The following is a 22,090-nucleotide window of genomic DNA, read 5'->3' on the forward strand; positions in this document are numbered from 1 at the left end:
AACACTGTTTTAAGGGTCAGGTCATGCAGTGGTTTTAATGCCGTTGCCTTGCATGTTCACGATCATTTTGGCGATTTTGAGTACCGTTTCGCTGGGGATCGTGCGAATAACATCGCCCGACTCCGCATCCACGACCGACACCACCACCTGATGCACATTCGGATCAATTTCGAACTGCAATTGCGTCGACCACGCCTTCATCTGGTCGTTGATTTCGTCAAGCGCCTTGTCCAAAGGCAGCTTTTGCGAATCTGGTTGATCCGACGTGGCGCTGTCGGAGGCGCCGCTGTTCGTGGCGGCGGCGGCGGGCGTCACGCTCACAGCCGGTTCGGCTGCGATGGGTGCCTGCACGGGCGCAGCGGGTGCGAACGTAGCGGGGGCTAGGGGGGTTACGGCCATGATCACTCCAGCGGCGATGTGGGCGTCTCGGAGGAACGCGCTGTTTTCAGGGAATTCTCAGCTACGATTACGGCACCTTTGCAGGGAACTTTAGCCCCCGGCAAGGACGGGTGTTTCACGTGCTAATCAGTTTGGATCGGGCAATGAGTGTCAAAACGGCGCTGCGAGTCATCGAAATCATCGAAACCTTTGCCCGCGAGAAGCGCGCGCTGCCCTTGTCGGAGCTGGCGCGCTTGCTGGATGTGCCGGTGTCCAGTTGCCTGGCGCTGATCCGTACGCTGACGGGCCTGGGCTACCTGTACGAAACCGGCCGGCGCCAGGGCTATTACCCCACGGGTCGCTTGCTTGCCATGGCGCAGCGCATCGCGCGCGCCGACCCCGTTTTGGACCGCGTTTACCCCAGCCTGGCGGAATTACGGGACGCCACCCGCGAAACCGTCGTGTTCGCCAAGCTCACCCAGGATGGCCGGGTGGTCTATCTGGATGTGCTGGATTCCCCACATACGATCCGATACGCGCCCGTTGCAGGCGAGTTCAAGGACGTACACGCCAATTCTCTGGGAAAGGCGCTGGTGTCGCTGATGGATGCCCCCTCGCGGCAGAGCCTGCTGTCCGACATGCCGATGACGCGCTACAACGAGCGCACGCTGGTCACGCCGCAAGCGCTGGAAGACGACCTGCAACGCTCGCGTCAGCGCGGTTGGTTCATGAACAGTGGGGAATCGATCGCCGACGTGGGCGCCATCGCCTGGCCCGTCACCCTGTCGGGCGAGCACTATGCGATTTCGGTGGGCGGCCCGATCTACCGGATCGAGCCGCAGCAAGAGGCCTATGCGCGCATCTTGCGGGCGGCGTGCACCGCCCTGGAACAGCAGGCCTGAATGGGCCCCGGCCGGGCGTCGCGCCCGGCTTGTCGTCAATATGCCTTGGGCGTTGCGCCTGGCGCGCCGTCAACATGCCTCGTCAATACGACTTCGGCAGGCCCAGCACCTTTTCCGCGATGAAGCACATAATCAGCTGCGGGCTGACCGGCGCGATGCGGGGAATGAAGCTCTCGCGCAGCAGCCGTTCCACGTGGTATTCCTTGGCGTAGCCCATGCCGCCCAGCGTCATCACGGCCGTTTGGCAGGCGTTGTAGCCGGCTTCGGCCGCCAGGTACTTGGCCGTATTGGCATAGGGGCCGCAGGGCAGGCCGGCGTCGTACAGGCTGGCGGCCTTGAACACCATCAGGTCGGCGGCTTCCAGTTGCATCCAGGCTTGCGCCAAGGGATGCTGGATGCCCTGGTTCTGGCCGATGGGGCGGCCGAACACGGTGCGTTCCCCGGCGTATTTCACGGCGCGGTCCAGCGCGGCGCGGCCAATGCCCACGGCTTCCGCCGCGATCAGGATGCGTTCGGGGTTCAGACCGTGCAGGATGTACTCAAACCCGCGGCCTTCTTCGCCGATGCGGTCGGCCACCGGAATGCGTAGCCCATCAATGAACAGCATGTTCGAGTCCACGGCCTTGCGGCCCATTTTCTCGATTTCGCGCACCTCGATCTTCTCGCGGTCCAGATCGGTATAGAACAAGGACAGGCCCTGGGTGGGCTTGTCTACCTCGGACAGCGGGGTGGTGCGCGCCAGCAGCAGCATCTTGGTGGCGACCTGCGCCGTCGATATCCAGATCTTGCGGCCGTGCACCACGTATTCGTCGCCCTGGCGCACCGCGCGGGTCGACAGCTTGGTGGTGTCCAGGCCGGCATCGGGCTCGGTCACGGCAAAGCAGGCCTTTTCGCGGCCGGCGATCAGCGGCTCCAGCCATCGGCCGCGCTGCTCGTCGGTGCCGAACACCACCACGGGGTTCAGGCCAAAGATATTCATGTGCACGGCGGATGCGCCGGTAAAACCCGCGCCGGATGCGGCGATCGTCTGCATCATCAGCGCGGCTTCGGTCATGCCCAGGCCCGCGCCGCCGTATTCCGGCGGCATCGCAATGCCCAACCAGCCGTCGCGCGCCAGATCGGCGTGCAGCGGCTCGGGAAAGCCGCCTTCGCGGTCGCGTTCCAGCCAGTATTCGTCGGGGTAGCGGTCGCAGATGCGAGAAACGGCGTCGCGCAGCGCCAACTGCTCGGGGGTGAAGGCAAAGTCCATCAGTGGTTTCCATCCTGGGTAATGCCGCGGGCGACCAGCGCGTCGATCCGGGCGTCGTCGTAGCCGGCTTGGGCCAGCACCTCTCGGCTGTGCTCGCCCAGCCGGGGGGCGGGCCGTCGCAGGGACGTGGGCGTGCCTTGGTACTGGCCCAGCGGCGCGGGGGTGCGCAGGGGGCCTTCGCTAGGGTGATCCACATGGCGGATGAAGTCGGTGGCGGTCAGGTGCTCGTCTACCAGCAGGTCGTCCACCGTGTAGAGCTGCGACGCGGGAATGTCCGCGCGGGCCAGGGCGTCCAGCCACTCCTGCGTGGGGCGGGTGCGGATCACGTCGGCCACATAGGCGTAGACCTCATCGATATGCGCGGCGCGTGCGCCGTGCGTGCAAAAGCGCGGATCTTCGGCCAATTCGGACTGGCCGATCAGGTCAAAGAAATTGCGCCAGTGCTTGTCGTTGTAGATCAGCAGGCAAAGGTAGCCATCGGCCGTTGCGTAGGGCCGGCGATGGGGCGCCAGCAGGCGGGCGTAGCCGGTCGGGCCCATGGGCGGCTCGAACGTCGCGCCACCCAGGTGATCGCCCAGCACCAGGTGGGCCATGCCTTCGAACATGGGAATTTCCACCTGCTGGCCGCGTCCCGTCGTCTTGGCGTGCAGCACGGCCGACACCAGGGCGATGGCCACGTGCAAGCCCACCGCCCGGTCGGCCAGCGTCAGCGGCGCGTAGCGGGGCACGTCGCCGCTTTGCTGGGCCGACAGCGCGGCGATGCCTGTCTGCCCCTGGATCAGGTCGTCGTAGGCGGGCCGGCCGGCGTACGGCCCGGCCTCGCCAAACCCGTAGGCGCCCAGGTAGACGATGCGCGGGTTGCGCGCCGCCACCGTCTCGTAGGACAGGCCCAGCCGGGCCATTGCCTGCGGCCGGATGTTGTAGAGCAGGGCGTCGCAGCTTTCTGCCAGCTTCAGGCAGGCCTCCAGCCCCTCGGGCGTCTTCAGGTCCAGCACGATGGACCGCTTGTTGCGGTTCAGGTGCAGATACAGGTGGCCCATGCCGGGATTGCGCATGGGTCCCACGGCCCGCATGTTGTCGCCCGCGGGCGATTCCACCTTGATCACGTCGGCGCCCAGGTCCGCCAGGGTTTGCGTGGCATAGGGACCCATCACGACCGAACTCAGGTCCAGGATGCGCACGCCGGTCAGCGGGCCGGCCGGCGTGGCCTCAGGGGTGGAGGGCGTGGTCATTGCTGTTCGATTCCTGCATCTTTGATCAGCTTGCCCCACAGCGTGCGCTGGTCGCTGACGAACTGCGCGAACGTTTCGGGGGTGCTGGAAAAGGCGTCAAAACCCAGGTCCGCCAAGCGCTTCTTGACCTCGGGCTTGGCCACGACCTGGTTGATGGCGGCGTTCAGCTTCGCCACCACTTCCGGCGGCAGGCCGGCGGGGCCGAAATAGCCGTTCCAGGAATTCAGGTCAAAGTCCTTCACGCCGGCCTCGGCCATGGAGGGCAGGTCGGGCACGATGGCGCTGCGTTCGGCGGTGGACACGGCCAGGGCGCGCAATTGGCCCGACTGCACGAAAGGCAGGCCGGAAGTCAGGTCGGTAAACATGAAGTCCACCTGGCCGCCCACCACATCGGTCAAGCCTTGCGGGGTGCCTTTGTAAGGTACGTGCAGGATGTCGATGCCGGCGCGGTTGGCCAGCGTGGCGCCGGCCACGATGCCGGTGCTGTTGCCGCTGGCATAGGTGATGCGGCCCGGGTTTTTCTTGGCGTCGGCCACCAGTTCGCTGACGTTCTTCCACGGGCGTTTGGGGTTCACGACCAGGATGAAGGGCAGGTTGCCGCCGCGCGCGATCGGGGTGAAATCCTTGACCGGGTCATAGGACACGTTCTTCATCAGCCAGGGCGCGGCCGAGTGCGAGGTGTTGGTGGTGACGAAGAGCGTGTAGCCGTCGGGCTTGGCACGGGCCACATAGCTGGCCGCGATGGTGGCGTTGGCGCCCGGCTTGTTTTCCACAACGATCTGCTGGCCCAGGATGGCCGATAGTTCAGACCCGAATATCCGGCCGACCGCATCGGTGCCCGAGCCGGCCGGGAAGGGCACGATCAGGGTGATGGGCTTGTTGGGATAGTCGGACGCCGCGTGGGCGGCGGGGGCAGCCATCAAGGCCGCGCCGCTGACCACGGCGGCGCTTAGCAAACGGAAAGGGTGCATGGGGTTGTCTCCAGTTTTATAGGGAATTCAGGCGCGGCTCTGCGTCCGCTGCCTGTTGCCGCCTGGTGTCAGGCGGCAGGCGGTGGCGCCGGAAAGTCCCGGATCACGCGATCGGGGGATTCTTCATAAGGGGGGGTGTAGATCACCAGCAGCCTGGCCGGCTCGTCACTGGTCACGGTAAAAACGTGGGGCACGTCGGGCGGGAAATAACAGCAGTCGCCCGCGACCATGTCGGCCGACTCGTCCTGCACCTGGGCGCGCGCGGTGCCCGACAGCAGGTAGCAGACCTGTTCAATGCCCGGATGCGCGTGCGGCAACGCGCCCTGGCCTTTTTCGATGACGCCCAGCAGCACTTCCACGCCACGAGAGCCCACGGTATCGGGCCCGATCAGGCGGCGGTTCAAGGTGCCGGTGTGATTGGCGGGGTGATAGCCGGGCACCTCGGCTTCGCGGACCAGCCAGCTGGGGGAGTTTGCTTGCGTCATGTTCATCCATCTAAATTTTCATACGTAAATTCATTTTCACGTATGAGAAAAACATCGGCAAGCGCTTTTTCGGGTCGGATACTGTGTCGCGCTCTAGGGGATTAGGGAAAACACCGTGCGCGGACTGCTAAAATCCGGCGCTGATCTTCTTTCACGGCCCGCCATGTCTTCCGTTTGTCCGCCTGACGCCTCCGCCACCCTGTCTGATTGGTTGCAATACCTGGAATCCATCCACGCCACGGCGATCGACATGGGCCTGGATCGCGTGCGCGAAGTGGCCACCCGCATGGGGCTTGAACTGTCAGGCGTGAAGTTTGTCGTGGGCGGCACCAATGGCAAGGGCTCCACCTGTGCCATGCTGGAAGCCATTTTGCTTGCGGCCGGCTACAAGGTGGGGCTGTATACGTCGCCGCACCTGATCGACTTCAATGAGCGCGCCCGCGTCAACGGCCAGATCGCCTCGGACGGCGACCTGATCGCTCAGTTCCAGGCCGTCGAGGCGGCGCGTGGCGACATCTCGCTGACGTACTTCGAATTCACCACGCTGGCCATCTTGCGCCTGTTTTCGCAATCGCGCCTGGATGCGGTCGTGCTGGAAGTGGGCTTGGGCGGCCGGCTGGATGCCGTCAACATCGTCGACGCCGATTGCGCCATCGTCACCAGCGTTGACCTTGATCACACCGACTGGCTGGGCGATACCCGCGAGAAAATCGGCTTCGAAAAGGCCCACATCTATCGCGCCGGCCGGCCCGCCATCTGCAGCGACCCGGTTCCGCCGCAATCGCTGCTGGATCACGTGGAAAAAATCGGCGCGGACCTCTGGCTGTTCAGCCGCGACTACAACTATTCCGGCGACCGCCAACAGTGGGCGTATGGCGGGCGCGAACAGCGCCGCAGCGCGCTGGCCTATCCGGCCCTGCGCGGCGCCAACCAGCTGTTGAATGCGTCAGCTGCGTTGGCCGCGCTGGAATCCGTGCGCGATCGTTTGCCGGTGCAGCAGCAGGCCGTGCGCCTGGGGCTGCTGCAAGCCTCGCTGCCAGGGCGCTTCCAGATCCTGCCGGGCCAGCCCACGGTGATCCTGGACGTGGCCCACAACCCGCATGCCGCCGCCGTGCTGGCGCAGAACCTGGACAACATGGGGTTCCATCCGTACACCCACGCGGTGTTCGGCATGCTGAACGACAAGGACCTCGCCGGTGTCGTGGCCAAGCTGGGCACCCGCATCGACCACTGGTATTGCGCGGGCCTGCCCGGGCCGCGCGGCATGTCGGGCCAGGCGCTGGCTGACAAGCTCGCCGCCGCCTTGCCACCATCGCCCGCGGGGGCGGAAAGCCCCAGCATCACCGCCTTCGAAAATCCCGCCCAGGCCTATGCCGCGGCGCGCGAACAGGCGGTCGAGAATGATAGAATCGTCGTGTTTGGGTCGTTTCTCACCGTGGCCTCGGTTTTGCAGGCACTGGGTCGCAAGGCATAGGCAAAAACGGGTCATGGCGGCCCGCCGCCACATTGCCGCAAGGAATTCTCTTCCATGGGTTTTTTCAATCGCAAGGATCCTGCCGACCAGGCGCAGCCCTCCAAACGGGCGGCGGTGCCTAGCGAGGTTCAGGCTGCGGAGCTGCGCGGCCGTGCGCGGCGCAGGTTGGCAGGCGCCGTCGCCTTGGTGCTGGCGGCAGTCATCATTCTGCCCATGGTGCTTGATTCGCAGCCCGTGCCGGTTGCCGACAACATTCCCATCCGCGTGCCAGAACGCAACACCCCGTTCCAACCCCAGGTAAGCGACCCGCAAGCCGCGCCCCAGGCGGGCGGCACCGCGAACGCGCCGGTGGTTGCGGGCAATGGCGCGACGCCCGCGGATTCCACGGTGCCCACGCCGCCGCCCGTGACGTCCACGCCGTCGACCCCGCCTACGACTTCCGCGCCGCCCGAATCGGCAGCCCCGCACACGACCACCGTGCAGGTGACGCCGCCGCTCGTGGCGCCCAAGCCTGAAGTCAAGCCCAAGCCCGAAGTCACCAAGCCGGCCACGCCGCCCAAGCCCGACACGCGCTCCGACGACGGCGCGCGAGCCTTGGCGCTGCTGGAAGGGCGTGCCGCGCCGGCCGCCGCCGCGCCGGCGCCCAAGCCTGCCGCCAAGGGCAATTTCGTATTGCAGATTGCGGCCTACACCACGTCGGAAGACGCTCAATCGCGTCGCGGCAAACTGCATCAGGCCGGCGTCACCAACGCCTTTGTGGAACAAGCCTCCATCGGAGGCAAACAGCAGTACCGTCTGCGTGTGGGGCCGTTCCCCTCGCGCGAGGCGGCGCAGGCGGCCCAGGCGCGGTTGCGCACCTTGGGCTATGACAATGGTTTTATTGCCGCCCAATAGTGACCGGCTTCGACTTCGTCGTGCTGGCCATCCTGGCGGTCTCGGGTGTGCTGGGCCTGGTGCGCGGCCTGCTCAAAGAGGTGCTGTCGCTGGTCGCCTATCTGCTGGCCTTCGTGGCCGCGATATGGTGGGGCCCCACGGTGTATACGTGGCTTGAGCCCTATATTGAAACGACGCTGCTGCGCATGGGAGTCTCATACGCCGTGGTGTTCATCCTAGTGCTGCTCGGTGTGGGTTTGGTCAACATGACGCTAGCCGCCTTGATCCGCAGTACCGGACTCAGCCCCGCCGATCACGGCCTGGGCGGTATGTTCGGGCTGGCCCGTGGTCTGGTGATTGTGCTGGCGTTGGTGGCTGCTGCCGGCTATACGCCGCTGCCCCAAGAGCCGTGGTGGAAGGACGCCATGTTTTCGCATTCGGCCATCGAGGCCATCAAACATATCAAAACGTGGCTGCCGCCGTCTTTGGCGACTTGGCTGCCGTATTGATTAGCTTCAAATCAACCAGGAAATCTCACCATGTGTGGAATCGTAGGGGTCATCGGGCGCGGGCCGGTCAACCAGCTGCTCTATGACAGCTTGCTGCTGTTGCAGCATCGCGGGCAGGACGCCGCGGGCATCGCGACGTCGCAAGGCAACCAATTCAATATGTACAAGGCGCACGGCCTGGTGCGCGACGTCTTCCGTACGCGCAACATGCGTTCGTTGCCCGGTACGTCCGGCGTCGGCCAGGTCCGCTATCCCACCGCGGGCTCCAGCGCCAGCGAGGAAGAGGCCCAGCCGTTCTACGTCAACGCCCCGTTCGGCATCATGTTCGCCCACAACGGCAACCTGACCAACTGGCGTGAACTGCGTGAATCGCTCTACCGCGTCGACCGCCGCCACATCAACACGAATTCCGATTCCGAAGTGCTGCTGAACGTGCTGGCGCACGAACTGCAATCGTCGGCCAACGGCGTGTCGCTGGATGATGACGCCATTTTCCGTGCAGTGTCGGCCGTGCATAAGCGCGTGCGTGGCGCCTATGCCGTCGTCGCGCAGATTTCTGGTTACGGCCTGCTGGCGTTCCGTGATCCCAACGGCATTCGCCCGTTGTGTATCGGCCGCATGGAAACCGACGAAGGCGTCGAATGGATGGTGGCCTCGGAATCCGTGGCGCTGGAAGGCAGCGGCTTTGTCTTCGTGCGCGACGTCGAACCCGGTGAAGCCGTGTTCGTCGACCTGGACGGCCGCTTCGTCAGCCGCCAGTGCGCCGACAACCCGCAACTGGTGCCCTGCATTTTCGAATACGTGTACTTCGCGCGTCCGGATTCGCTGATCGACGGCGTGTCGGTCTACGACGCCCGCCTGCGCATGGGTGAATACCTGGCCGACAAGGTCGCGCGCAACATGCGCCTGGGCGACATCGACGTCGTCATGCCGATTCCGGATTCCTCGCGTCCCGCCGCCATGCAGTTGGCTGCCCGCCTGAACCTGGACTACCGCGAAGGGCTCATCAAGAACCGCTACGTGGGCCGTACCTTCATCATGCCGGGCCAAGCCGTGCGCCGTAAGTCCGTGCGCCAGAAGCTCAATGCCATCGGCATGGAGTTCAAGGGCAAGAACGTGCTGCTGGTCGATGACTCCATCGTGCGCGGCACCACCAGCCGCGAAATCGTCGACATGGCCCGCGCCGCCGGCGCCAACAAGGTGTACTTCGCGTCCGCCGCGCCTCCGGTCCGCTTCCCGAACGTGTACGGCATCGACATGCCCACGCAATCGGAGCTGATCGCCACCGGCCGCAGCGACGAGGAAATCGCCCGCGCGATCGGCGCCGACTCGCTGATCTATCAAGATCTGTCCGACATGCAGCAATCGGTGCGTGACCTGAACCCCAAGATGTCGCGCTTCGAAGCCTCATGCTTTGATGGCGAATACATCACGGGCGACATCACCGCCGAATACCTGGCCCGCCTGGGCCAGTCGCGCGCCGAACCCGGCCAGGACGAAGGCGCAAGCGGCCTGCAATTCAACATGGGCTACGCCGCCAACGACGCCTGAGTTCCATTGGGGTAGGGCTGACAAGGCATCAACAAAAATGCCGTTCACTTGCGTGAACGGCATTTTTTTATGCCCGCTCGGCTTGCTTGCCGCTGCTATGTGGCGTTGGCGCCATCGTTGCCGTCGGCCTGGATACCACTGGCCTGAATGCCGCTGTCCTGAATGCCATAGGCGGCCGGCATGCCTTGTTGCCCGCAGCACGCGCCCCAGTTGAGCAGCTTCGACGTGTGCCCGATGCCCGGGTTGAACGTGTTGGTGGGGTCCAACTCACGATAGAACGCGGCCAGCGCGGGCTTGGCCACATACAAGTGGCCCACATTGTGCTCGGCGGGGTACTCGGCCTGGCGCGCGTCCAGCAAGGTCCACATGCGCTTTTCCATCGCGATCGGGTCCACGCCTTTGCGCACGATGTAGTCCTGGTGGAACACGTGGCAGAAGAAATGGCCGTAATAGAGCTTGTGGACGATGTCGCGTTCCATGTCGGCGGGCAGCGTTTCAACCCAGTCGCGGTCGTTGCGGCGCAGCGCAATGTCCAGCGGCACAATGTCCTCGACCGATGAGCGGTGGGTGTCGCGATAGCGAATCGCCGCGCCCGCGATGGCGAAGCGATGCAGAAAGGCTTTGCGACCTTCGTCGGCGCTGCATTCAAAGAACGCCGCATCGCCGCGTCCGTCGAAATGCCGTTGCAGGAACGCGCGTGTGGCGTCGGCGGTGTCGTTGGACACGCGCAGCAGCAAATGGTGTTCGTAGCGATCACGATAGTCGCGCATGCGGCGCGGCAGGTGCTGGGGCCACAATGCCGTGGCGGCCTGGATCAAGCGGTCGGCCAGGCCGTGCAGCCCCAAGCGCTCGAAAAACCCGTCGACCCGGCTCTTGATCGCAAACGCCTGCGGCACGCGCGCCGTGCCCAGCTTTTCGATCAGCAAGAACACGTCCTTGCCGTAGCGCGCGCCGATATCGAAGGCGTCGCGATGGATGTATTCACCCGCGATGGGCAGGCGCGGCAGCTCGGCCAACAATTGCCGGCGCACGGCCGTCAAATCGTCGGGTTGGTTGCTGCCGATATAAAAGACGGTGCTGGGTTCGCGTTCAAACGTATCCAGGCGCACGGCGAACAGGCAGACGCGGCCGGCGGAACCCGAGGCCTCGAACAGGCGCGACGGGTCCGCATTGAAGCGGGCCGGCGTGGGTTCGTCGATTTGGCGCACGTGCTGCGCATAGCGCGGATCCGACGCGGCGCCCGCGTCATCGCGGATGTCGTCCGGGCCATATTGCCCGGCCTGCAAGCGGGTCAGGATGTCTTCGGGCGTTGCGCCCAGTTCAATGCCCAAGTGGTTCACCAGGCTTAGTGAACCGTCGTCGTCCACGCGCGCGTACAGGGCCAGTTCGGTGTAGGCAGGGCCGCGCCGCATCAAGGCGCCGCCGGAGTTATTGCACACCCCGCCCAACACGGACGCGCCGATGCAAGACGACCCGATCACCGAATGCGGCTCACGCCCCAGCGGCGCCAGCGCCTGTTCCAGGCGATCCAGCGTGGCGCCGGGCAGGCAAACCACCTGCTTGCCATCGCGGATAAGCTGAATGCCCGGAATGCGCAGCGTGTTGATCAGGACGATGTCGCGGTCGTAGTGATCGCCGTCTGGCGTAGAGCCCCCGGTCAGCCCCGTGTTGGCCGCCTGCATGATGACGATGCGGCCGGATTGCACCACGGCCTGCAACACGCGCCATTGTTCCAGCAACGTGCCCGGCCGCACCACGGCCAGGACTTTGCCTTCGCCGGTGCGATGCCCCCTGCAAAAGCGGCGCGTGGCCGCGTCGCTGGTCAGTACATGGGTGGGGCCGACCACGGCGCGCAGTTGCGCCAGCAGGGCGGGGCCCTCGGTCATGTTGGACGAAAGCGTCATGGTAGTGGGGAGGGGCCTGATTCGGCGAAAGTTCGATGGCGAGCGAGGCGTCGCGCGCGGGGCCATCATACCGAAGATTCACGCTAGGGCGGCGGCCAGTCAGCCCTTGGGCGCCCACAACGATTCGCGCGTGGCCTCCAGGTGCGTCAGGTATAGCCGCAGATCGAATTCGTATTGGTGATAGTGCGGCTCCATGCGCAGGCACAGGTTGTAGAAGGCCTTGTTGTGGTCCTTCTCTTTCAGGTGCGCCAATTCGTGCACGGTGATCATCTTCAGGAATTCGGCCGGCACGGTCTTGAACAGCGTCGCCACCCGGATCTCGTGCTTGGCGCGCAGCTTGCCGCCCTGCACGCGCGAGATGTAGGTGTGTTGGCCCAGGGCGTGCTGGATCACATGGATCTTGCTGTCGTAGGCAACTTTATTGATCAGGTCGCCGTTGCGCAGATAGGTGTTCTTCAGGTCCGTCACGTACTGGTACAGCGCGCGGTCCGTGCGGACATCGTGCGGGCCATCCGGGTAACGCGACAGCAGGGCGGCGCCCAGCTTGCCGCGCTCAAGCAGCGTTTGGGCCTGGACGAGCAGGGGTTCCGGATAGCCGGTCAGGTATTTCAGGGTAGTCACAGCTTGAGTAGACCTCCGCGTGGCCGCGCCGCCTTATGGGGGGCAACCGGCGCGGTGTTGTCAGGCGCGGGCCGCCAGGCGCGCGTCCGCGTTTGGATTCAGGCTCGGGCGCGGCTGAAGGCGACGGGTAGCGCCATGAAGAACATGACCACGAAGAGCGCCAGGCTCCACAGGGCGTATTCAAGGCCAAGCACCTGCACCTTGGCGTCCATGCAGGTGGCGAAAATGCCGAATACCCAGGGCACGTTGCCTTCCAGGCCGATGCCGGTCATGAAGCGGTCGGCAAAGGTCTGGTCGCACGACAGCATGTTCGCCGCCACGCTGTGCTGGTACCAGGCGGCGGCAACGCCCGCCACGGCCAGCAGTGCCGTCAGTGCGCCGGCGATGCGAGTCAGCACTCGGCCGCCGCCAAAGCCGCCCACCAGCGCCACCACGCCGATCACCAGATAGATCAGGCGTTGCAGCACGCACCAGGCGCAGGGCGGCATGTCGAAAACGTGTTGAGAAACCAGGGCCACGCCCACTGCGCCGAAGCAAAGCAGGGCAATCAGGCGAAGCAGGTGTTCAGAGCGGGTAGTCATTTTTTAGCTTGTCTTGAGATTGATCGATGCGGGCGCGCGGCCCGGCCAACGCTTAGGCCTTGGGAACCGGAATTGGTTGCATCACCTGCGTCAACAAGCCCAGCATCAGGTCGCGCGCGCCTTCCCAGAAGATCTGCACGCCCAGGCACAGCATGATGAACGCCGACAGCCGCATGAACACGGCCGTGCCGTTGTCGCCCAGGCGGTGCAGCATCTGCGCGGCGAAGCGCAGGCAGACATAGAGGGTCAGGGACACCGCGATGATGCCCGGGATGGAGCCGCCCAGCCGCACCAGGCTCAGCACGTGGTTCTGGTCGCGCAAGGACACGCCCACGGTGATGGCCGCGGCAATGGAGCCGGGGCCGCAGCTGATGGGAAACGTCAGCGGGTAGAACGCGCGGGCCTTCGCCATTTCGGGCGTGAACGATTCGGCCATGCGCGCCACGCGCTCGGTATCGGCGTCGGGCGAATTCACCAGCCGCCAGGCGCTGGCAATCACCAGCATGCCGCCGCCCACGCGCACGATCGACAAGGAAATGCCGAAGAAGCTGAGCAGCACGTTGCCGGCCACCATGGCCACGATCAGCATCAGGCAGACGTTGACTGCCACCCGTTTGGCCAGCACCACGCGCGTGGCCGACGAGGCGCCCTCGGTCAGTGACAGGAAGATCGGCGCAATGGCGGGAGGATTCAGGAAGGGCAGCAGCGTGGCCAGCGCAAAAAAGAAGCTGCCACCGAAGACGCGCAGATAGTCGTTGAGCTGCATGGGAGCGGGTATCGCCTGGCCGAAAACCCGGATTGTATGCGCTTCGGGCGAGGCTTGGTGACCTGATCGGGCGGCCCGATCAAGCGACCCGATCAGGAGACCCGATCAAGCAACCCGATCAGGCAACCCGATCAGGCAACCCGATCAGGCCACCCGTTGTTGCGCCTCGTCGCCGGCCAGCGCGTCAAGAATGTCGCGTTCAAACTGCATCTGGATGCGGGGGCGCGCCAGCGCCGAGCCATCCACGATGAACACGTCTTCCACGCGGTCGCCCAGCGTCATGATCTTGGCCATCAGCAGGTTGATCTCGTGCTGGGCGAACACGCGCGCCAGTGCGTGCAGCAGGCCAGGGCGGTCGGTGGCGGTAACCGACAGGCGCCACGACGTGCTGCGCTCGTCCGGCTGCAATTCGGCTTGCGGCATGACCGGGAACACCCGCGACACGCGCGATTGCCGGTTGCGGCCGTAGTAACCGCCACGGCTGGGTTGCGCCTGGGCGGCCGCGTGCGGGTCCTTCAGGCGTTCCGCCAGTTCGTGTTCCACCAGCGTGGCCTGGGCCCGCAGGTCGCTGGTGCCTTCAGGTAGCAGCACGATAAAGCTGTCCAGCGCCCAGCCATGGCGCGTGGTGTGGATGCGCGCGTCTTGAATCGACAGGTTCTTGGCGTCGAAGTAGCCGCAGATCGCCACGAACAGGTCGGGCGCGTCGCGCGTATAGACCATGATCTGCAGGCCTTCGCCTTGCTCGGTGGGGCGCGCCCTGACGACTGCCTGCGCGGGCGCCACCTGGTGGTACAGGTGGCGCGTGTGCCAGGCAATGTCCGAGGCGTCGTGGCGCAGGAAGTAGGCCACGTCCAACTGGTTCCAGAAGGCTTCGCGGGCGTCGTCGCGCAGGCCGGCCCGGCGCGTCAGGCGGGCCGCTTCTTCCTTGCGTTCGGTCAGCACCGTGTGGGCGTCCGAATGGGCGCCGCCCAGCGCGGCCAGGGTCAGCTTGTACAGGTCTTCCAGCAGCTTGCCCTTCCAGGCGTTCCAGACCTTGGGGCTGGTGCCGCGAATGTCGGCCACCGTCAGCAGGTAGAGCGCCGTCAGATGGCGTTCGTCCTTCACCGTGGCGGCGAACTCCTGCACCACCGCCGGGTCGGACAAGTCGCGCTTTTGCGCCACGGCCGACATCAGCAGGTGCTGGCGCACCAGGAATTCCACCAGCTTGGCGTCTTCGGGATCCATGCCGTGGTCTTGAGCAAACTTGCGCACTTCGCGAGCGCCGAGTTCGGAGTGGTCGCCGCCACGACCCTTGGCGATGTCGTGAAACAGTGCCGCCACGTACAGCAGCCAGTGCCGGTCCAGGCCGGCAATCAATTGGCTGGCCAGCGGGTATTCCTGGGCGTGCTCGGGCATGGTGAAGCGGCGCAGGTTGCGCACCACCGCCAGCGTGTGCTGGTCCACCGTGTAGGCGTGGAACAGGTCGTGCTGCATCTGGCCCACGATGCGGCGGAACACCGGCAGGTAGCGCGGCAGGATGTTCAACATGGTCATGCGCCGCAGCTCGTGCACGATGCCGCGCGGCTGCTGCAGGATCTGCAAGAACAGCTTGCGGTTGACCGGGTTGCGGCGGAACTGCGCATCGATGCGATGGCGCGAATGCCAGATGGCGCGCAGCGTGCGCGCCGACATGCCCGTGAGTTCGGGATGTTGCTGCATCACCAGGAAGGCGCGCAGCAGCAGCGTGGGATTGCGTTCGAAGCCGTCGTCGCGAATGATGTCCAGGCGGTCGCGCAGGTTGCGGAAGTCGTCGTCGATGTCGCGCGCGTCGCTATCGGGGCGCGGGAACAGCCTTTCTTCGATGTTCTGCACCAGGATGCCGTTCAACTGCGTCACCAGCCGCGCTGCCCAGTAATAGCGCTGCATCAGCAGCTCGCTGCCGCGCCGCGTGGCGGTGGCGTGGATGCCGTAGACCTCGGCCAGCGCCGGTTGCAGATCGAACAGCACGCGGTCTTCGCGGCGTTTGGACAGCAGATGCAATTCGATGCGCAAGCGCTTGAAGGCCTGTTCCGCCTTGCGCAGGTCCCGCGCTTCGGAAGAGGTCAGCAGCCCCGCCTGCGCCACCGAGCGCCAACTATTGCCGAAGCCCGCGGCACGCGCCATCCACAAAATGACTTGCAGGTCGCGCAAGCCGCCGGGCGATTCCTTGCAATTCGGTTCCAGCGCGTAGGGCGTGTCGTGATAGCGCGCATGGCGCTGCTGCATCTCGACCCGCTTGGCCTGGAAAAAGGCGCGTGGATCCAGCCGCGACTTGGTGGCGGCGTCAAACTTGCGCATCAGGATGCGGCTGCCCGCCAGCCAGCGCGATTCCAGCAGCGCCGTTTCCACGGTGATGTCGGCATCGGCCTCGCGTTCGCATTCTTCAATGGTGCGTACGCTGTGGCCGGGTTCCAGGCCCAGGTCCCACAACGAGGCCACCAGCCGTTCAATGGCCGATTCCTCTTCGGGTGTGGGGGCGTGCGGCAGCAGAATCAGCAGATCGACGTCGGAATGCGGATAAAGCTCGCCCCGGCCATAACCGCCCACCGCCGCCAGCGTGGCGCCCAAGGGCAGTGGGCAATGCTTGACCAGGTCGCGCAGCGCGGCGTCCACGATGCGCCGTAATTCGGACAGCAATGTGTCCGGACGCTCGTGCTCGCGGAACTGGGTTACCGCGGCGCGTCGGGCTTGCTGAATGCGTTCACGCAGGGAGCTGAGGAATTCGGCGGTCATGGGGCGGGCGGCGGAGCCTTACACGGCGGGAATGACGATGGGCTCGGTGATGAAAGCGGGCGGTTGCGGCATGCCGGGCGACAGCGTCAGCACTTCATAGCCGGTATCGGTGACGCAGACGGCATGTTCCCACTGTGCCGACAGGCTGTGGTCGCGGGTCACGACCGTCCAGCCATCGGCAAGCTGGCGAATTTCGCGGCGGCCGGCGTTGATCATGGGCTCAATGGTGAACAACATACCCGTCACCAATTTCACGCCCGTGCCGGGCTTGCCATAATGCAGCACCTGCGGGTCTTCATGGAAACGCTGGCCGATGCCGTGGCCGCAGAATTCGCGCACGACCGAAAAGCCGTTGGATTCCGCATGCTTCTGGATGGCATTGCCCACGTCGCCCAGGGTGGCGCCGTTCTTGACCTGCTGGATTCCCTTCCACATGCACTCGAAGGTGATCTCGGTCAGGCGGCGCGACAAGATGGACTGTTCGCCCACGGCGTACATGCGGCTGGTGTCGCCAAACCAGCCGTCTTTAATGATGGTGACGTCGATATTGAGCGAGTCCCCGTTTTTCAGCACCTTGTCGCCCGGAATGCCGTGGCAAACCTGATGGTTCACCGACGTACAGATGGCGCCGGTGAAGGGCGGGTAGCCGGGCGGGGCGTAGCCGACCGTGGCGGACTTGACCTTCAATTCGTCAGTCAGGTATTCCAGGCACAGGCGGTCCAGCTCGCCGGTGGTGACACCCGGCTTCACGTAGGGAGTGATGAAATCGAGAACTTTGGCGGCGTCCTGGCAGGCGGCGCGCATCTTGGCCAGGTCGGCCGGATTGGTAATTGTGCCCATGGAGTAACTTGACGATCTCTCGCTTGAATGTCTGCTTGAAAGAATAGTAGAATTATAGGCTTCCCTAAAATTTTGGGGAGCAATCGGGTTACGGCAAGAGCCGATCCTGGCAGCGGTGGTTGAAAATGCACCGCATGAGTTTTGCCAGTCTCTTTGCCCCGAACGATCTTTCATGAGATCGGCAGCATGCCCTGAAGTTTCACCGCAAGCGAAGGTTGTGGAGCGAAATCGGGCAGGTCGCCAGGTACTGAAAGAGCGCAAGGTGCGGAAGGGGTCACGCAGAATTTATGTGGGTATTTGAGATCAGCAAACCCGGGGCACGGCGTGCTTGTAAGCCCGGTCATGTTTTTGAGCGGCGATGCAGGTTCGGTATGGGCGCCAGATTAAGTTCTTGAAAACCTTCGGGTTTTTTGAAGAAATGCCCTGGTGGTCTGATGCGCGGGACGGCGTCAAGCCTGAGCGCGAAGAGCTGGATTTCGCTGCCAACAAAACAAGTCCGGGTGCGCTGAACCCCGGAAACTTCCAGGAATCTCCTGGAGTGTCTGGCTCAGCGCCTGCTTGTGTAGAACAAGCATGAGCAAGTGTGCAGTGCAAGGTTCCTGTCGTGTCGGTCGTCTGGGTTTATCGCGGAAGCAGTAGTTTTATTGCGGCAGTGATCGGTCGGCCCGGTTAAAATTTTGTCCATCCCGCGTGTTGCGGGAAATCGCGCGTCTCACCACCCAGGGTGTCAGCCAAAGGCTGATGCAGGTGCGGCGCAAGAAATCAACCCTTGGAGAATTACATGTCTTTGATGCGCGAAATGCTGGAAGCGGGTGTCCACTTTGGTCACCAAACCCGTTACTGGAACCCCAAGATGGCTCCGTACATCTTCGGTCACCGTAACAAGATTCACATTATCAACCTGGAAAAGACGGTTGATAAGTACCAGGAAGCCACCAAGTTCGTGAAGCAGATCGCTGCTCGCGGCGGCAACATCCTGTTTGTCGGCACCAAGCGCGCTGCTCGCGAGCTGGTCGCCTCCGAAGCTGCCCGTTGCGGCATGCCCTTCGTCGACGCCCGCTGGCTCGGCGGCATGCTGACCAACTTCAAGACGGTCAAGACCTCGGTCAAGCGCCTGAAGGACATGGAAGTCGTCGTTGCCGAAGGCGGCGCCGAGCGCATGATCAAGAAGGAAGGCCTGCTGTTCCAACGCGAACTGGACAAGCTGAACAAGTCGATCGGCGGCATCAAGGACATGAACGGTCTGCCTGACGCCATGTTCGTCATCGACGTCGGCTACCACAAGATTGCCATCGCCGAAGCCAAGACGCTGGGTATCCCCGTGGTCGCCGTGGTTGACACCAACCACTCGCCCGACGGCATCGACTACGTCATCCCGGGTAACGATGACTCGGCCAAGGCCATCGCGCTGTACGCCAAGGGCATCGCCGACGCCGTGCTGGAAGGCCGCGAACAGAACATGAACGGTCTGGTCGAAGAGCTGGGTGAAGGTCAGGAAGAGTTCGTCGAAGTGCAGGACAACCAGGCCTAAGCCTGCTGTCATGTCCGGCGGTTAGTGTCCGGGAGCGGCTTTTGAAACAGAACCGCTCCCGCCTCGCCGGCACTGCGAAGGTGGGCTCCCATCTTCCTGGCCCGCCACTGGCGGGCGTCCCATCGAATCAAATCACTGCCCCGGCGAGCCGGGGCGTGTCTTAGCAAAATTTGGAGCAAACATGGCTGAAATTACCGCTGCCCTGGTCAAGGAACTGCGCGAGAAGACCGACGCGCCCATGATGGAGTGCAAGAAGGCCTTGACGGAAGCCGAAGGCGACCTGGTTCGCGCCGAGGAAATCCTGCGCGTCAAGCTGGGCAACAAGGCCAGCAAGGCCGCTGCCCGCGTCACCGCCGAAGGCCTGATCGGTCTGTTCATCTCCGCCGATGCCAAGCAAGGCGCCGTCGTTGAAATCAACTGCGAAACCGACTTCGTCGCCAAGAACGACGACTTCGTCGGCTTCGTGAACAAGCTGGCTGAACTGGTCGCCACGCAGAACCCGGCCGACGTCGCCGCTCTGTCGGCCCTGCCGTTCGGTGAAGGCACCGTTGAAACGACCCGTACCGCCCTGATCGGCAAGATCGGCGAAAACATCTCGATCCGCCGCTTCGAGCGCATCGAGACCCCGAACGCGCTGGCCAGCTACGTGCACGGCGGCAAGATCGGCGTGCTGGTGGAATACTCCGGCGCCGAGGAAGTGGGCAAGGACCTGGCGATGCACATCGCCGCCACCAAGCCCAAGGCCCTGAACGCCGACGGCGTGAACCCGGCCGATATCGCCGCCGAGCGTTCGGTTGCCGAGCAGAAGGCCGCCGAATCCGGCAAGCCGGCTGACATCGTCGCCAAGATGGTTGAAGGTTCGGTTGCCAAGTTCTTGAAGGAAGTGACCCTGCTGTCGCAACCTTTCGTCAAGAACGACAAGCACACGGTCGAACAGCACCTGAAGGCCAATGGCGCTTCGATCAGCAAGTTCGTGCTGTTTGTTGTCGGCGAAGGTATCGAGAAGAAGACCAGCGACTTTGCCGCTGAGGTTGCCGCTGCCGCCGCCGGCGCAGCCTAACCGTCAGGGGTAGTGCTTAAAGGCCGGCACTAGATTAAATTCTAGTCCGGCCTTTTTACGCCGCGGGGCCGGTCCAAGGGGGAAACCTCGTGGGCAGAGGGCGAATCCGCGGCATTGAGGGGCTTCCCTCATTCTTGTCTTACACTTTCGTCGGATTGTTCTTCGGGATATCACCTATGAGCAGCAGAGCATACAAACGGGTTCTTCTCAAACTTTCCGGCGAGGCGCTGATGGGCGAGGATGCTTTTGGCATCAACCGTTCCACCATCGTCCGCATGACCGATGAGATCGCCGAAGTCGCCGCCACCGGCGTCGAACTGGCCATCGTCATTGGCGGAGGTAACATTTTCCGTGGCGTCGCCCCGGGAGCGCAGGGCATGGACCGCGCCACCGCCGACTACATGGGCATGATGGCCACCATCATGAACGCGCTTGCGCTGCAAGACGCACTCAAGCACAAGGGTATCGACACCCGCGTACAATCCGCCCTGAACATCGATCAGGTCGTCGAACCCTACATCCGCCCGAAGGCTTTGCGTTACCTCGAAGAGGGCAAGGTCGTCATCTTCGCCGCGGGCACGGGCAACCCCTTCTTCACGACCGACACCGCCGCCGCCTTGCGTGGCGCCGAAATCGGCGCGGAGATCGTGTTGAAAGCCACCAAAGTGGACGGCATCTACAGTGCGGATCCCAACAAGGATCCCACCGCGACGCGCTACTCGCGCATCAGCTTCGATGAAGCGATCGTGCGCCGTCTGGAAGTCATGGACGCCACGGCCTTCGCGTTGTGCCGTGACCAGAAACTGCCGATCAAAGTGTTTTCGATCAATAAGTCCGGCGCGCTCAAGCGAGTGGTCAGCGGCGAAGACGAAGGCACGTTGGTACACGTTTAAAGAAAAGGAAATTCCATGAGCGCAGCAGAAATCCGCAAATCCGCCGAAGCCAGGATGGCCAAGTCGCTTGATACGCTCAAGATCAACCTGGGCAAGATCCGGACGGGCCGCGCCCACACCGGCATCCTGGACCACGTTCAGGTCGACTACTACGGTTCGCCCGTGCCGGTCGGTCAGGTCGCCAACGTCAACCTCGTGGACGCCCGCACCATCAGCGTGCAGCCCTACGAAAAGCAAATGGCCGGCCCGATTGAAAAGGCTATCCGTGAATCGGATCTGGGTCTGAACCCGATCTCGATGGGCGACACCATCCGCGTGCCGATGCCCGCCCTGACCGAAGAGCGCCGCCGCGACCTGACCAAGGTCGTGCGCAGCGAAGGCGAAGACGCCAAGATCGCCGTGCGCAACCTGCGCCGCGAAGCGAACGAAGCGTTGAAGAAGCTGGTCAAGGACAAGGAAATCTCCGAGGACGACGAGCGTCGCGCCCAGGACGATGTCCAAAAGCTGACCGATCGTGCCGTGACGGACATCGACAAGATGGTCGTCCAGAAAGAAGCAGAAATCATGACCGTATAATCCGTGATTGTTTCGGGGTAGACGGATAGCCCGTTTTCCCCGGCGTCAGGATTTTCTTGCCTATGCGCCGTCCTTACCATTGCCTCGCAGCACCACTATGCAGCAATGGAACGACGGCGCAGGTTTTTCTCCCGTATTTCTGATTTTCGCCGGCCTTCCGCGCGCAGTCCCACACCCATGGCAACCAGTTCGACCCAGGCGGTTCCCGATACTCGCGACATACCCGAACACGTCGCCATCATCATGGATGGCAACGGGCGATGGGCTACGCGGCGGCTGCTGCCTCGCACTGCCGGCCATGCCAAGGGCGTGCAGGCCGTGCGCCGCGTGGTCGAGGCCTGTGGGCGCGCCGGGGTGCGCTACCTGACGTTGTTCGCCTTCAGTTCCGAGAACTGGCGCCGGCCCGCCGAAGAGGTCTCGCTGTTGATGCGCCTGTTCGTGCAGGCGCTGGAGCGCGAAATCGGCAAGCTGGACGAACAGGGCGTGCGCTTGCATGTCATTGGAGACCTGAGCGCCTTCGAACCCCGCCTGCAAGAGCTGATCATGGCCGCGCAGGCACGCACCGCGCACAACGACCGCCTGCATCTGACGGTTGCCGCCAACTACGGCGGACGCTGGGACATTCTTCAGGCCACCCGCGCGATGCTGGCCGCCGAACCCGAGCTTGCGTCCCACCCCGAACAAGTTAACGAAGAGCGCCTGGCCCGGCATCTGTCGATGTCGTGGGCGCCCGAACCCGATCTGTTCATCCGCACCGGCGGTGAGCAGCGCATTTCCAATTTCCTGATCTGGCAGATGGCTTACGCGGAGTTCTACTTCACGGACCGCTATTGGCCGGATTTTGGCGCCGCCGAGCTGCAAGCGGCTTTTGACTGGTATCGCACCCGCGAACGCCGCTTCGGCCGCACCAGCGCGCAAGTCAGCGAAAGCGGCGCGCAGTAAG

The 22,090-nt window shown here is 63.9% G+C and carries 21 protein-coding genes; 10 read left to right on the forward strand and 11 right to left on the reverse strand.

Features of this window, described 5'->3' with window-relative positions; translation table 11 throughout:
- Positions 1 to 21 precede the first annotated feature (21 nt).
- Positions 22 to 399 carry a flagellar protein FlaG gene (locus tag CVS48_RS17040; RefSeq protein WP_100855464.1) on the reverse strand — a complete coding sequence of 126 codons (378 nt, stop codon included), beginning with the start codon at positions 397 to 399 and terminating at the stop codon, positions 22 to 24.
- Between the two features lie 143 nt (positions 400 to 542).
- On the opposite strand from CVS48_RS17040, the gene CVS48_RS17045 reads away from it, so the two are divergent.
- Positions 543 to 1,280 (forward strand): IclR family transcriptional regulator, encoded by a 738-nt coding sequence (locus tag CVS48_RS17045; protein ID WP_100855465.1) that lies wholly within the window; start codon positions 543 to 545, stop codon positions 1,278 to 1,280.
- Between the two features lie 82 nt (positions 1,281 to 1,362).
- Here CVS48_RS17045 and CVS48_RS17050 read toward each other — a convergent pair whose 3' ends face one another.
- The 4 genes from CVS48_RS17050 to CVS48_RS17065 form a co-directional block, all read right to left on the reverse strand.
- Positions 1,363 to 2,529, reverse strand: coding sequence for an acyl-CoA dehydrogenase family protein (locus CVS48_RS17050; RefSeq protein WP_050446573.1), 1,167 nt, complete (start codon positions 2,527 to 2,529; stop codon positions 1,363 to 1,365).
- Positions 2,529 to 3,761: a CaiB/BaiF CoA transferase family protein gene (locus CVS48_RS17055; RefSeq protein ID WP_100855466.1), complete on the reverse strand. Its 1,233-nt coding sequence runs from the start codon at positions 3,759 to 3,761 to the stop codon at positions 2,529 to 2,531. The genes CVS48_RS17050 and CVS48_RS17055 overlap by 1 nt, the downstream gene beginning before the upstream one ends.
- Positions 3,758 to 4,732 (reverse strand): Bug family tripartite tricarboxylate transporter substrate binding protein, encoded by a 975-nt coding sequence (locus tag CVS48_RS17060; protein ID WP_172616190.1) that lies wholly within the window; start codon positions 4,730 to 4,732, stop codon positions 3,758 to 3,760. The genes CVS48_RS17055 and CVS48_RS17060 overlap by 4 nt, the downstream gene beginning before the upstream one ends.
- Positions 4,733 to 4,800: 68 nt before the next feature.
- Positions 4,801 to 5,217, reverse strand: a complete 417-nt coding sequence (locus tag CVS48_RS17065) for a cupin domain-containing protein (protein WP_100857710.1) — start codon at positions 5,215 to 5,217, stop codon at positions 4,801 to 4,803.
- 163 nt (positions 5,218 to 5,380) lie between these two features.
- Between CVS48_RS17065 and folC the strand changes: the two genes are divergently transcribed.
- Genes folC through purF form a run of 4 tightly spaced genes read left to right on the forward strand, consistent with a single transcriptional unit; the run spans position 5,381 to position 9,624 of the window.
- A complete protein-coding gene (gene folC, locus CVS48_RS17070) occupies positions 5,381 to 6,691 on the forward strand; it encodes a bifunctional tetrahydrofolate synthase/dihydrofolate synthase (protein WP_100855467.1) in 1,311 nt (436 codons plus the stop codon).
- Positions 6,692 to 6,745: 54 nt separating this feature from the next.
- Positions 6,746 to 7,585 (forward strand): SPOR domain-containing protein, encoded by an 840-nt coding sequence (locus tag CVS48_RS17075; protein WP_100855468.1) that lies wholly within the window; start codon positions 6,746 to 6,748, stop codon positions 7,583 to 7,585.
- Entirely contained in the window at positions 7,585 to 8,073 is a 489-nt protein-coding gene (locus tag CVS48_RS17080; protein WP_088588337.1) for a CvpA family protein, read from the forward strand. The genes CVS48_RS17075 and CVS48_RS17080 overlap by 1 nt, the downstream gene beginning before the upstream one ends.
- A 30-nt stretch (positions 8,074 to 8,103) precedes the next feature.
- Positions 8,104 to 9,624, forward strand: coding sequence for an amidophosphoribosyltransferase (gene purF, locus CVS48_RS17085; RefSeq protein ID WP_100855469.1), 1,521 nt, complete (start codon positions 8,104 to 8,106; stop codon positions 9,622 to 9,624).
- A 95-nt stretch (positions 9,625 to 9,719) separates the two neighbouring features.
- On the opposite strand, the gene dld is transcribed toward purF, so the two are convergent.
- From dld to map, 6 genes are all read right to left on the reverse strand, one after another.
- Positions 9,720 to 11,528, reverse strand: a complete 1,809-nt coding sequence (gene dld, locus CVS48_RS17090) for a D-lactate dehydrogenase (protein ID WP_242001246.1) — start codon at positions 11,526 to 11,528, stop codon at positions 9,720 to 9,722.
- A gap of 99 nt (positions 11,529 to 11,627) precedes the next feature.
- A complete protein-coding gene (locus CVS48_RS17095) occupies positions 11,628 to 12,149 on the reverse strand; it encodes a M48 metallopeptidase family protein (RefSeq protein WP_100855470.1) in 522 nt (173 codons plus the stop codon).
- A 98-nt stretch (positions 12,150 to 12,247) separates the two neighbouring features.
- A complete protein-coding gene (locus tag CVS48_RS17100) occupies positions 12,248 to 12,730 on the reverse strand; it encodes a disulfide bond formation protein B (RefSeq protein WP_100855471.1) in 483 nt (160 codons plus the stop codon).
- A gap of 52 nt (positions 12,731 to 12,782) precedes the next feature.
- Positions 12,783 to 13,496, reverse strand: coding sequence for a MarC family protein (locus CVS48_RS17105; RefSeq protein WP_050446563.1), 714 nt, complete (start codon positions 13,494 to 13,496; stop codon positions 12,783 to 12,785).
- Between the two features lie 144 nt (positions 13,497 to 13,640).
- Positions 13,641 to 16,247, reverse strand: a complete 2,607-nt coding sequence (locus tag CVS48_RS17110) for a [protein-PII] uridylyltransferase (RefSeq protein ID WP_100855472.1) — start codon at positions 16,245 to 16,247, stop codon at positions 13,641 to 13,643.
- 18 nt (positions 16,248 to 16,265) lie between these two features.
- On the reverse strand, positions 16,266 to 17,087 hold the full coding sequence (gene map / locus CVS48_RS17115) for a type I methionyl aminopeptidase (RefSeq protein ID WP_100855473.1): 822 nt from the start codon (positions 17,085 to 17,087) through the stop codon (positions 16,266 to 16,268).
- Between the two features lie 781 nt (positions 17,088 to 17,868).
- On the opposite strand from map, the gene rpsB reads away from it, so the two are divergent.
- From rpsB to uppS, 5 genes are all read left to right on the forward strand, one after another.
- Positions 17,869 to 18,618: a 30S ribosomal protein S2 gene (gene rpsB / locus CVS48_RS17120; RefSeq protein ID WP_050446560.1), complete on the forward strand. Its 750-nt coding sequence runs from the start codon at positions 17,869 to 17,871 to the stop codon at positions 18,616 to 18,618.
- A gap of 181 nt (positions 18,619 to 18,799) precedes the next feature.
- Positions 18,800 to 19,678, forward strand: a complete 879-nt coding sequence (gene tsf / locus CVS48_RS17125; RefSeq protein ID WP_050446559.1) for a translation elongation factor Ts — start codon at positions 18,800 to 18,802, stop codon at positions 19,676 to 19,678.
- Between the two features lie 176 nt (positions 19,679 to 19,854).
- A complete protein-coding gene (gene pyrH, locus CVS48_RS17130; RefSeq protein ID WP_046807187.1) occupies positions 19,855 to 20,571 on the forward strand; it encodes a UMP kinase in 717 nt (238 codons plus the stop codon).
- Positions 20,572 to 20,586: 15 nt separating this feature from the next.
- A complete protein-coding gene (gene frr, locus CVS48_RS17135; RefSeq protein WP_100855474.1) occupies positions 20,587 to 21,147 on the forward strand; it encodes a ribosome recycling factor in 561 nt (186 codons plus the stop codon).
- Positions 21,148 to 21,324: 177 nt separating this feature from the next.
- Complete coding sequence (gene uppS / locus CVS48_RS17140) at positions 21,325 to 22,089, forward strand: polyprenyl diphosphate synthase (RefSeq protein WP_100855475.1); 765 nt, start codon at positions 21,325 to 21,327, stop codon at positions 22,087 to 22,089.
- Position 22,090: the final 1 nt, after the last annotated feature.

This window comes from Achromobacter spanius (assembly GCF_002812705.1).
In the GTDB taxonomy this organism is placed as follows: Bacteria; Pseudomonadota; Gammaproteobacteria; order Burkholderiales; family Burkholderiaceae_B; genus Achromobacter; species Achromobacter spanius.